At 45.8% G+C, this 12,115-nt stretch carries 12 protein-coding genes; all 12 read right to left on the bottom strand.

Annotation, left to right across the window (positions count from 1 at the left end; translation table 11 throughout):
- Nucleotides 1-3: 3 nt before the first annotated feature.
- Entirely contained in the window at nt 4-486 is a 483-nt protein-coding gene (locus NH462_RS09405) for a phosphatidylglycerophosphatase A (protein WP_253105507.1), read from the bottom strand.
- Between the two features lie 8 nt (nt 487-494).
- Nucleotides 495-1,457 (bottom strand): thiamine-phosphate kinase, encoded by a 963-nt coding sequence (gene thiL, locus NH462_RS09400; RefSeq protein ID WP_010372092.1) that lies wholly within the window; start codon nt 1,455-1,457, stop codon nt 495-497.
- A gap of 43 nt (nt 1,458-1,500) precedes the next feature.
- On the bottom strand, nt 1,501-1,911 hold the full coding sequence (gene nusB / locus NH462_RS09395; RefSeq protein WP_010372094.1) for a transcription antitermination factor NusB: 411 nt from the start codon (nt 1,909-1,911) through the stop codon (nt 1,501-1,503).
- 11 nt (nt 1,912-1,922) lie between these two features.
- On the bottom strand, nt 1,923-2,387 hold the full coding sequence (ribE, locus tag NH462_RS09390) for a 6,7-dimethyl-8-ribityllumazine synthase (protein ID WP_010372096.1): 465 nt from the start codon (nt 2,385-2,387) through the stop codon (nt 1,923-1,925).
- A 116-nt stretch (nt 2,388-2,503) separates the two neighbouring features.
- Nucleotides 2,504-3,616, bottom strand: a complete 1,113-nt coding sequence (ribBA, locus tag NH462_RS09385) for a bifunctional 3,4-dihydroxy-2-butanone-4-phosphate synthase/GTP cyclohydrolase II (protein WP_010372099.1) — start codon at nt 3,614-3,616, stop codon at nt 2,504-2,506.
- A 28-nt stretch (nt 3,617-3,644) separates the two neighbouring features.
- The gene (locus NH462_RS09380; RefSeq protein ID WP_010372102.1) at nt 3,645-4,301 is read right to left on the bottom strand and encodes a riboflavin synthase; all 657 of its coding nucleotides are present in this window, start codon (nt 4,299-4,301) and stop codon (nt 3,645-3,647) included.
- Between the two features lies 1 nt (nt 4,302).
- A complete protein-coding gene (gene ribD, locus NH462_RS09375; RefSeq protein ID WP_253105505.1) occupies nt 4,303-5,415 on the bottom strand; it encodes a bifunctional diaminohydroxyphosphoribosylaminopyrimidine deaminase/5-amino-6-(5-phosphoribosylamino)uracil reductase RibD in 1,113 nt (370 codons plus the stop codon).
- Complete coding sequence (nrdR, locus tag NH462_RS09370; protein WP_010372109.1) at nt 5,412-5,861, bottom strand: transcriptional regulator NrdR; 450 nt, start codon at nt 5,859-5,861, stop codon at nt 5,412-5,414. The genes ribD and nrdR overlap by 4 nt, the downstream gene beginning before the upstream one ends.
- Nucleotides 5,862-5,946: 85 nt before the next feature.
- Nucleotides 5,947-7,203: a serine hydroxymethyltransferase gene (gene glyA / locus NH462_RS09365; protein ID WP_010372111.1), complete on the bottom strand. Its 1,257-nt coding sequence runs from the start codon at nt 7,201-7,203 to the stop codon at nt 5,947-5,949.
- Nucleotides 7,204-7,460: 257 nt separating this feature from the next.
- A complete protein-coding gene (gene thrC, locus NH462_RS09360; RefSeq protein WP_010372117.1) occupies nt 7,461-8,744 on the bottom strand; it encodes a threonine synthase in 1,284 nt (427 codons plus the stop codon).
- Nucleotides 8,744-9,682, bottom strand: a complete 939-nt coding sequence (thrB, locus tag NH462_RS09355; RefSeq protein ID WP_010372120.1) for a homoserine kinase — start codon at nt 9,680-9,682, stop codon at nt 8,744-8,746. The genes thrC and thrB overlap by 1 nt, the downstream gene beginning before the upstream one ends.
- A gap of 5 nt (nt 9,683-9,687) precedes the next feature.
- The gene (gene thrA / locus NH462_RS09350; protein ID WP_253105551.1) at nt 9,688-12,102 is read right to left on the bottom strand and encodes a bifunctional aspartate kinase/homoserine dehydrogenase I; all 2,415 of its coding nucleotides are present in this window, start codon (nt 12,100-12,102) and stop codon (nt 9,688-9,690) included.
- Between the last annotated feature and the right edge of the window lie 13 nt (nt 12,103-12,115).

Raw genomic sequence — 12,115 nt, 5'->3', positions numbered from 1 at the left:
CAGTTAGACTAAAATGCCAGTTTTAAACAAAGCTTGCACGCAAATCAATGAAAAAATGCCAGCTAATACATCATCTAGCATAATCCCCGAGCCACCGTGCAAACGTTTATCGAGCCATCTAATCGGACCCGGTTTCAAAATATCGAAAAAGCGGAACAAAATAAAGCCAACGATTAATGACTGCCAGCTAAGTGCCGCCCCTATCATGGTAATATAAAAGCCTGCCACTTCATCCCAGACAATGGCTGGATGGTCATGAACATTAACATCGTCTGCTGTTTTACCACACACCCAGATCCCAAATAACGTCATGACAATCGCAACAAGACATTGCAGCCACATTGGTGCACCTTGGGTTGCAAAAATAAACGGTAATGCAGCGAAGGTACCAAAAGTACCAGGTGCTTTTTTCGCTAAACCAAGACCAAACCCGAGTGCAAAGAGTTGATGCGGCTTCTTTAAATTAAATACATACTGCTTAGCCAAACCAACTCCTAGCTAAAATGCTCAAAACCAAGCCCTGCGAGCTGGTAAGGTTGACCTTTTTTGAGCAATTGAATTTCGCCATTATTAGCCGTAATTTGGCCAATGCAAACTGGCTCAACACCATACTGCTTCAATCTGGTTTCCACGGCATTTTTGTTATTATCATTGACCGTGAAGAGTAACTCGTAGTCATCACCAAAACCGAGCGCGAGCCGCATACGTGCATCTTCATCAAGACTTGAGCGCAGCGCATCAGATTGTGGGACTTTATCGGCATTTATCTTAGCGCCAACTAACGAGCTACGTAAAATATGCTTAAGATCCGCCAGTAAACCGTCTGAGATATCGATTGCTGAGGTAGCAAGGCCTCTGAGTACTTGACCCGCAGCAACTCGTGGCGCTGGATAGTGAAACTTTTCAAGCGCTGCTTTGTAGTGTTTTGGCTCAAGCGTCCAGCCTTGCTTTCGCGCTTCAATAGCGAGCCCTGCGTCACCAAGCGGACCTGTTACATAAATCCAATCACCCACTCGCGCACCTGAGCGCTTGAGTGCTTTACCAGTTGGTACAATACCTTTTGCACATACAGTGATAGTCAATGGACCTTGCGTTGTATCGCCACCTATTACTTGTACGTTATAGTACTCAGCGATTTCATGCATGCCTTCGGTGAAGGCCTCTAACCACTCTAAATCAGCGCTAGGTAACGTTAAACCAAGCGACACCCAAGTAGGTTCCGCCCCCATTGCAGCTAAGTCGCTAAGGTTTACCGCGATCACACGGTGACCAAGTGCCCGAGGTGGAATATCTTCAAAAAAATGCACACCCGCAACTAGCGTATCCGTTGTTACCGCAAGCTGATTGCCAGCAGGAACTGAAACTAAGGCGCAGTCATCACCGATCCCAAGCTCTACATCTCGACGAATAATGCCACGGCCTTTAAAGTAGTGATTGATTAGCTCAAATTCTTTCATACACAAAAAAGCCGGCCAAGGCCGGCTATTCCTATAGTAAAGCTTATTTGCGAATAAACTTAACCGCTTTGTCTAGTACACCGTTAACGAATTTGTGGCTTTCTTCAGCGCCAAACATTTTCGCTAACTCAATACCTTCGTTGATAGCCACTTTGTATGGCACATCTTCACGGAATTTAAGCTCATAAGCACTAACACGTAACACGGCAAGCTCAACCATATCCAATTCTTCAAGTGGACGAGCTAAATGCGGACGAATTGCTTCGTCTAGCTGCTTTTGGTTAACAACAACACCACGCGCTAAGTCTTTGAAGTATTCCACATCGACTTTCGTTACGTCGTTTTCGATCAGCATTTGCTGTTCGATATCGGCAATTGGGTTACCACTTAGCTGCCAAGAATAAATAGCTTGTAAAGCAAGTACACGTGCTTTGCGTCTAGCTGCTGGTTTCACTGAGATTCCTCTTAAATTTGCTCTAGCACGTTCACCATTTCTAGAGCTCCAAGGGCGGCTTCTCCCCCTTTGTTGCCCATTTTAGTGCCCGCGCGCTCGATAGCTTGCTCAATGCTTTCAGTAGTAAGTACACCAAAAGCAACAGGGATGTCATAATCTAATGAAACGCTAGCTAAGCCTTTGTTAGACTCGTTAGCAACTAAATCGAAGTGTGGTGTACCACCACGAATAATCACACCTAGCGCAATAATCGCGTCGTGCTCTTTTTTCATCGCAACGCGTTTTGCTGCTAGTGGTAGTTCAACCGCTCCCGGTACATATACAACCGTGATGTCTTCATCGCTAACACCACCGGTACGTTTTAATTCATCTACAGCGCCTTCAAGTAAGCTGCTACCGATAAAATCGTTAAAACGTGAAATGACAATGGCAAATTTTTTGCCAGGAGCGTATTTATTACCTTCGATTACTTTCATTAGATGTTCCTAATCTGTATGAGCAATTGCCAAATTGAGGCGCATGATAGCACAGTAATGTGGCAATCGCCTACTATCAGAATATAGGCGATTGCGATCAATTTGGCATTTTGGAATTATTTTGGTTCGACGTATTCAACCACTTCTAAGTGGAAACCAGACAGTGCATGATATTTTTTCGGTAGACTCATTAGGCGCATTTTCTGAATGCCTAAATCAGCCAAAATTTGCGACCCCACACCTACGGTGCGCGAAGTACCTTGGAATTTACGGTAGTTCACCTGTTCGCCCGCATCTTCCGCAGCAAACGCCTTAACTAGCGCTTCCATTTCTTCGCTGTGTTCTTGCTTACCAAGAATGACTAATACACCTTCGTTGTCAGCGATGTGCTTCATGGCACTTTGCAGCGTCCAGCTTCTATCCGCACTGCGATCTGAATGAAGAATATCGTTAAACGTGCTTTGCAAATGCACGCGCACTAAATTGGCTTCTTCCGATTTTATCTCGCCCTTTACCATCGCATAGTGAAGTTGATTATCAATGGTGTCTTTGTACGTTACCAGATTAAACTCACCGAACTCAGTAGGCAGTTTACACTCTGCTACTTTTTCGATAGTGGTTTCGTTTAAGTTACGATACTCAATTAAATCAGCGATGGTGCCAATTTTAATATCGTGCTCTTTTGCAAATACTTCTAGTTGGGGGCGACGTGCCATAGTGCCATCTGGATTGAGAATTTCAACAATCACAGATGCAGGTTCCAATCCCGCCAAACGTGCTAAATCACATCCAGCTTCAGTATGGCCTGCGCGCGTTAAAACGCCGCCTGGTTGCGCCATGATTGGGAAGATATGACCAGGTTGTACAATATCTTCAGGCACTGCACCTTTGGCAACTGCAGCTTGCACTGTACGAGCACGATCTGCCGCTGAAATCCCAGTAGTTACGCCTTTCGCAGCTTCAATAGACAAAGTAAAGTTGGTAGAGAACTGAGCGCCATTGGTTTTCACCATTAGTGGCAAGTTCAGCTGCTCACAGCGCTCCTGTGTCATGGTTAAACAGATTAACCCGCGACCATATGTTGCCATGAAATTAATTGCATCTGGTGTAATGTGCTCTGCTGCAATGATCAGATCACCTTCATTTTCTCGGTCTTCATCATCCATCAAAATAACCATTTTACCGGCTTTAATATCCGCGATGATTTCCTCAGCACTATTTAAACTCATAGTTTTCCCATTTTTACTTTGTCTGTGGCTACTTTATAAAGCCAGCTTTCGCCAATAGACTGGTTGTGAGAGTGGACTCGCTGGCAGCGCTTGGCTCACCCTGAATTAGTCTTTCGAGGTAGCGGGCGATTTGATCAACCTCTAAGTTTAGTTTTGACCCGACTTGAAAACCTGCAATCGTCGTTTCTTGCGCCGTGTGAGGCACTATGGTCAGTTTAAAGCGATTTTGTTCCACGGCATTGACCGTCAAACTGATACCATCAATGGCAACCGAGCCTTTATACGGAATATACTTCATTAGCGATGATGGCGCGGCTAACCAATAGTCAGTCGCTCTGGCATTAGCGGTTATCTCAACCACTTCAGCAATACCATCCACATGACCTGACACCAAATGACCACCTAGGCGTGAAATCGGCTGCAGTGCCTTTTCAAGATTTACCTTTTGGCCTTGTTGGTACTCGGCAAAACGCGTCAAACTTAAGGTTTCGTTAGAAACATCGGCTTTGAAGCCATCATGAAACTTCTCAGTTACGGTCAGGCAGACCCCGTTAGTGGCAATGCTATCACCCAAGTTTACATCGCTCATATCAAGAGATGTCGTGGTCACACGAACAATTAAATCGCCGCCCTTGAGCTGCAATTGAGTTAATGTTCCTGTTGCTTCGATAATACCTGTAAACATTTTACTTCTCTTTAGTCGCGATAAGTTTGAGATCAGGCCCCACTTGGCAAACGTCGCCAAACACTAACTCTGGTATTTGCGACATGGCACTCAGTGGTGTGGTGTTAAACAGCCCTTTTCCAGCGCCAATTATTTTCGGTGCCAAATAGATGATATATTCATCAATTAGCCCTTGTTCATGCATTACCCCTGCAAGGGTGGCGCCAGCCTCAAGCCAAACATAATTACAGTGCTTTTCAGCCAGCTTGTTGAGCACGGCTTTTAGGTCGAGCTTACCGTTGATTTCAGGCACGACAATTTGCTCTACGAAATGAGGCCATTGCGCTGAATTATCAATAGTACGGCGAAAAATAATCACTGGAGATGCAATTTTAAATAGCGCAAGATCTGGTGTCAGACGATTTTGTGAGTCAATAATCGCACGTATCGGCTGGCGTAGCTCAGGTTGAGGATAATCGGTGTCTTGCAAAAACTCTTCACGAACATTGAGTCTGGCATTGTCTACCATAACCGTATCCGCTCCGGTCAAGACCACGCAGCTTTGCGCGCGGTGGCGCTGTACGTCTAAGCGCGCTGCCGCTGAGGTAATCCACTTGCTCTGGCCATTGGTTAATGCAGTTTTGCCATCAAGAGAAGCGGCAAGCTTACAGGTCACGAACGGCAACCCATACTCCATTCGCTTCAAGAAACCAGTATTTAGCGCCCTTGCTTGTGGCTCTAGCAAACCATAAGCCGTTTCAATTCCCGCGGCCTCTAACATTGCCAATCCACGCCCAGCAACTTGTGGGTTTGGATCAACCATAGCTGCAACCACTCTGCTGACGCCTGCGTCAATCAGACCTTTAGCACACGGCGGTGTTCTGCCATAGTGACTACATGGCTCAAGCGTTACATAGGCAGTTGCACCAGCGGCTTTAGCTCCAGCTTGCTTAAGCGCATGTACTTCAGCATGGCCTTCACCTGCTTTTAAGTGTGCGCCTTCGCCGACTATTTCACCGTCTTTTACGATCACACAGCCGACGTTTGGATTGGGTGTTGTGGTGTATTTACCGCGCTTTGCAAGCGTGATGGCGCGGCTCATGTAATCATGATCTTGCGCTGTGAACTGGCTCAATCCCCCAACCTCGCAATTTCCTCACCAAACTCACGAATATCTTCGAAAGAGCGATATACTGAAGCAAATCGCACATAAGCCACTTTATCGAGCTTTTTGAGGGCTTCCATAATACATTCGCCAATCATGTCGCTTGGTACTTCACGTTCGCCCGTACCACGAATTTGAGATTTAATCTGGTGTACCACTTCTTCTATTTGTTCTGTGCTGACGGGGCGCTTTTCCAGCGCTCGGTGCATGCCATTGAGTAACTTATCTTCATTGAAAGGCTCTCTGGTTCCATCTTGCTTTATTACGCGCGGCATTAAGAGCTCTGCACCTTCAAAAGTGGTAAAGCGTTCGTGGCATAAAATACACTCACGACGGCGACGGACTTGGTGGCCGGAAGCAACCAAACGTGAATCTATCACTTTGGTATCTTTGGCTGTACAGAATGGACAATGCATAGACGCTCTCGTTGACTCAAAAACAAAAAAGGCCGCTTGAATGCGGCCTTAATCATAACAAAAAACTGCTTTTTTGTGAGCGAAATTATGCGTAAACAGGTAATTTAGCGCAAATTGCTTTTACTTTTTCTTTCACTTGTGCCTGTACAGACTCATCATTGATGTTGTCTAGTACGTCACAGATCCAGCCAGCAAGCTCTTTCGACTCAGCCTCTTTAAAGCCACGGCGAGTGATCGCAGGAGAACCGATACGTAGACCAGAAGTAACGAACGGTGAACGTGGATCGTTTGGTACAGAGTTTTTGTTTACTGTGATATTTGCACGGCCAAGCGCTGCATCCGCATCTTTACCTGTGATGTCTTTATCAATCAGGTCAAGTAGGAATAGGTGGTTTTCAGTTTTGCCAGAAACCACTTTATAACCACGCTCCTGAAGTACCGCAACCATAGCTTGTGCATTTTTAACCACTTGCTCTTGGTATGACTTGAACTCTGGTTGTAGTGCTTCTTTGAAGGCAACCGCTTTCGCAGCGATAACGTGACATAGAGGACCACCTTGGCCACCAGGGAATACAGCAGAGTTTAGCTTTTTGTAGATTTCTTCATCATCACAAGCAGAGATGATAAGACCACCACGAGGACCCGCTAGCGTTTTGTGCGTTGTTGTTGTTACAACGTGTGCATGAGGCACTGGGCTTGGGTAAATACCAGCAGCAACTAGACCGGCAACGTGCGCCATATCTACAAGTAGGTAAGCACCTACTTTATCAGCGATTTCGCGGAACTTAGCCCAGTCAACGATACCTGAATACGCAGAGAAACCACCGATGATCATTTTTGGCTTGTGCTCAAGTGCTAACGCTTCAACTTGCGCGTAATCGATTTCACCAGTTTCTTCGTTTAGACCGTACTGAATAGCATTGTACGTTTTACCAGAGAAGTTTACGTGTGAACCGTGCGTTAAGTGACCACCGTGAGCAAGGCTCATACCTAGCACAGTGTCATGTGGCTGAAGTAGCGCTTGGAATACCGCCGCGTTTGCTTGTGAGCCAGCGTGAGGCTGAACGTTTGCGTAAGTCGAACCAAATAGCGCATTGGCACGGTCAATCGCGAGTTGCTCAACCACATCAACGTGCTCACAACCACCGTAATAACGCTTACCTGGGTAACCTTCAGCATACTTGTTTGTGAGCTGAGAACCCTGCGCTTCAAGTACACGTGGGCTACAGTAGTTCTCAGAAGCGATAAGCTCGATGTGCTCTTCTTGACGTGAAGTTTCTGCTTCAATCGCTGCAAATAGTTCTGGGTCAAAATCTGCAATATTCATGTTACGTTCTAACATGGTTTCTCCTAGGTAAACGTAAGGGTATTTTTAAAGACAATCTAGCATCACAAGATAACCAGTTTGCCTATGAAATCAGCATGGGCATATTTAAGCAGGGATTGAATTTATTTCACACCCCTATCGCGATGATATTTTTTTATTTAAACATTAATATTTTAAATAAGACAACCTAAGTTGTATTTGAAAAGCTAATATAGTCTTGAAATTGACCTTATCTGAGTGGGCGTTCTACCCACTCAGACAGGCTCTCTGATTTAGTTGAGTTTTGCTAACATTGCTGCCTTCAAAGCATCATAATCTGCACTAAGCGGCTCTGCCAAACATGGTTTTTGCAATGCATCGACCAACGGTTTTGGCATGTCAAGCTTCTGATTTAAAACACCTTCTACAGATTCCTTAAACTTCGCAGGATGCGCAGTGGCAAGGAAAATTCCGGTTTCATCCGCTTGAGAGTCCAGCGCTAATCCTTCGTAGGCTATCGCAGTATGTGGCTCAGCCAAGTAACCTTTATCATGTAATTCTTGCATTACTGTCTGAGTTCGCGCTTCCGTCACCGAACGTGAATAAAAGTCATGTTTGTTAAAATCCCCTCTTTCTAGCATGATTTCAACTCGAGGCCAGTTATTAGGTTTACTCACGTCCATCGCATTAGAGAGTGACTCCAAAGTGTCGTTTGGTTGCCACTCACCCGAGGCAATATAACGGGGTACAGTATCATTTTGGTTTGTCGTGGCACTTAACTTGGCAATCGGCAGTCCAATCGCGGCCGCAATCATCGCCGCACAGACATTACCGAAGTTACCACTTGGCACTGAAACATGCACTTTATCACGCTGCGACTTAGGTAATTGCGCTAGCGCTTCAAAGTAATAACACACTTGCGCCACTAAACGACTGATGTTGATGGAGTTTGCCGAATTAAGACCAAGCTTTTGCTTTACTTCGTCATCAAGGAATGCAGACTTTACCATCGCTTGGCAGTCATCAAAGCTGCCATCTACAGCATAACAATGAATGTTTTTCCCAAGTGTTGTAAACAGCTTTTGTTGGGCAAGCGAAATTTTGCCATGAGGGTAAAGGATCACCACATCGACATTTTCTTTTTCGTAAAAGGCATGGGCAACGGCGGCGCCAGTATCGCCACTTGTTGCCGTGAGGATAGTCACGCGCTCACCTTGATTAAACATGCTAATGCATTCAGCCATAAAGCGGCCGCCAAAGTCCTTAAACGCCAGTGTTGGTCCATGAAAAAGCTCTAAACAATGCTGATTTTTAGCAACTTCGACTAACTTAGCTGGGAAATTAAAGGCGCGTTTTACCATTGCATCGAGCGTATCTTGTGGTAGTTCATCACCAATAAGGTGATGTAATACCTTGGCACTACGCTCAGCAAAAGGTAATTCAAGTAGTGCATCAACATCCGCAATACGCTCAAATGTAGGAGGAAAAAAAACCCCTTGGTTACGACCTAAACCGATTTTTACCGCTTCAACGAATGAGACTATCTGCTGTTCGTCTTTTAAATTCACTAATTTCATTACTTTTGATCCTTTAATTCTCTTGTGCCAAGCATATCTAATCGGCAAACATGGCTAAACCCTGCTTCATTAATGTAATTTTGTTGCAACCATTGCTGCACTGCATTTGCCTGTTGCTCTGACTTACAAATAGCAAATAATGTGGGCCCTGCCCCTGAAATACTCACCAGCTCAGCACCTAGGGCTGGTAGCGCGTCTTTTGCCTCACTAAAGCCGGCAATGAGTGGCGCTCTCGCTTCCTCGGCAATGCTGTCTTTCATCATCGACAGTGCTTTGTCAAATTGACCTGACTGCATCAATAAACAAAAGCCCGACAATCGCTGGGCAAATTCCACCGTATCATGCAAAGAAAATTGCTGTGGTAGTGCTTGCCTTGCTTTCGCTGTATTCAAGGCAAAGCCAGGATATGCAATAACATAAAACCAGCTCTCATCATGCGCAACACTGATTGCTTTACTTGGAATGCAGTCTGCCGTCAGTTGTAGTCCACCAAGGTAGCATGGCGTGATGTTGTCATAGTGACGACCGCCACTGACCTTTGCTTCAAAGTCGGCCATCAATTCAATGAGCGCCTCTTGGCTCAATTGCGTATTGGCAAAATCATTAAGTGCAGCAAAAGCGGCAACCACAGAGCATGCACTTGAACCTAAACCTGAACCAACAGGAAGGCCCTTATATAAGGTCATAGCAACTGCTGGCATGTTTGGTGCCACATGCAGTTTGAAGTGCTGTAAACACTGAAACGCCAAATTGTCTTTAGGATCGGCGGAGAGCTTTTCTGCATATGGACCAATACAATTGAACGTATCACGCTCTGCGGCTTCAACACTGACCTGATCGCCCAATAAACTGCCATCAATAGGCTGGATTGCGGCGCCAAGGGCGTCAAAGCCAACACAAAAATTGCCCATTGACGCTGGTGCATAAAACGTTTTCATAACTCCTACCTCGACAGCGTTTTTAGGATATCAGCAAATACGCCTGCAGAGGTTACTTCAGCGCCCGCGCCATAACCTCTGATCACAAAAGGCTTTGGTTGATAATACTGACTTAAAATAGCCAGTGCGTTTTCACCATCACGAATATCGTACAGAGCGTGCTCTTTATCTACCGCTTCAATGCCAACGCGGCATTTACCGTCAACGATTGAACCGACATAGCGTAGCACTTGCCCTTGTGCTTTTGCCGCAGCAATACGCGCTGCGAAAGCATCATCTAATTGCGGTAATTGCGCCATAAATTCATCAACACTGGCGCCCTCAGCAAACCCTTCAGGTAATACAGATTCAACTTCAATATCACTGAGCTCCAACGGCAGTCCCGATTCACGGGCAATGATAAGCAGCTTACGCGCGACATCCGTACCAGATAAGTCATCGCGCGGATCTGGCTCTGTAAAACCACTTTGTTTGGCTTTCTCTGTCGCTTCCGATAGCGATAAACCATCCGACAATACGCCAAAGATATACGATAGCGAGCCAGACAAAATACCACTGAATGACAGTAATTCATCTCCTGCGCCAAACAGCAATTTAAGGTTGTCTAATACAGGGAGTCCGGCGCCAACGTTGGTTTCGTATAGAAAGTGGCGGCGCTTAGCAAGTGCAGCCTGCTGCAGTGACTGATAATACTCATAGCTGCCAGTATTGGCTTTTTTGTTGGCCGCAACGACATGAAAGCCCGCATTAAGAAAATCTAAATAGCCATCGGCAACAAACTGAGCCGCACTACAATCGACAATCACAGGGTTAATTAAATGATTTTGTCTAACAAACTGGCTCACCTGTTGTAAATCAAAGCCCGACTCAGCTTTCTCAAGCGCCAGCTCCCAGTTATCAAACGGTACGCCTTCTGGGTCTAAGTAACACTTACTTGAGTTTGCAATGCCATAGAGATTCAAACGGATATTGCGTTTTTCAAGCCATGCTTGCTGCTTATGAAACTGCTTCATTAATTCTTGACCCACTAGACCGCAGCCAATCAAGAAAACATCGATGGATGGCACGTGCGTGAAGAAGTTTTCGTGACACACTTTTACTGCATCTTGGCAAAGTTCACCGTCAACCACCGCCGAAATAGAACTCTCCGTTGAGTCCTGCGCGATGGCAACAATATTCACCTGAGCCTGTGCAAGTGACGCAAAGAATTTGGCCGCAAGACCTTTGTGCGCTTTCATGTTATCGCCAACCAAAGTAACGATAGCAAGGTTACGTTGCACTTCAATTGGGTCAATTAATCCTGCTTGCGTTTCAAGCTCAAATGCCTGTTCAAGCGCAACCAGCGCAAGTGTTAAGTCTTGCTCATGGACACAGAAACTGATGCTGAATTCACAAGAAGATTGCGTAATAAGTACGATGGATACATTATCTGCTGCCAGTGCGGAAAAGACCCGAGCAGCCATGCCAACCTTGCCTTTCATCCCAGGTCCTGCCACGGTCAACATAGCCAGTTTATCAAGACTCGAAAGCGCTTTTACTGGAGCCTCGCCACCGCCTTGAGCACAAATCAGTGAACCCGGCACTTCTGGATCATGAGTATTTTTAATTTCACAAGGCACATCTGCTTTGGCGCAAGGTAAAATGGTTTTTGGGTGCAGCACTTTAGCGCCAAAATAAGATAGCTCCATGGCTTCTTTATAAGATAGCACGTCAACCTTAGTCGCTTTCTTTATCAGGCGAGGATCTGCACTGTAGACACCATCAACGTCAGTCCAGATTTGGCAGATTTCGGCTTCAAGACACGCAGCAGCGACTGCCGCAGAGTAGTCAGAACCATTGCGACCAAGTGTTGTTAGCTCGCCCGCTTCATTGCTTCCCGTAAATCCTGCCATGATATAAAAACGCGACGCTTGGGCACGCACCAACTCTGCAAAACATAATTTACTTAGCTTAAGGTCAACCTCGGCATCAAGATACCCGCCCTGCGTTTTTACACAAGCGTCAGCACTGAGCGCTACTGAATCTGATTGCAGCATAGTGTCCATCAGCGCAACGCTAATGCGTTCACCAAAACTAATGACATAGGCTCTTGCTTGATCTGGGCAATGTCCCAGTAACTTGGCCCCATCTAATTTATTCTTAAGTAATTCAAAGTCAGGCCAGCCTACAACACCACCGTACACCGCTTGTACTTCATCGTATAAGCCTTGGCTGCGGGAAGTAAATGACTGCCACTGGGAGTCAAACGCTTCCCCTCGTCCAGCCAAATCAGCAAGCTCAACAAGCTGATCTGTCATGCCACCGGGAGCCGACAGCACGACAAGCGCTTGCTGCTGGCCGTGGTCTTTAACTAGCTCACTGACTCTTTGTAAACAGGCAAAATCTTTGAGGGAAGACCCTCCAAACTTTAGTACTCGCATCATTTTTCCTCAT

Origin of the sequence: Pseudoalteromonas sp. OANN1 (assembly GCF_024124685.1) — a bacterium.
Lineage (GTDB): Bacteria > Pseudomonadota > Gammaproteobacteria > Enterobacterales > Alteromonadaceae > Pseudoalteromonas > Pseudoalteromonas piscicida.
This window is presented reverse-complemented; position numbering and strand designations above follow the sequence as displayed.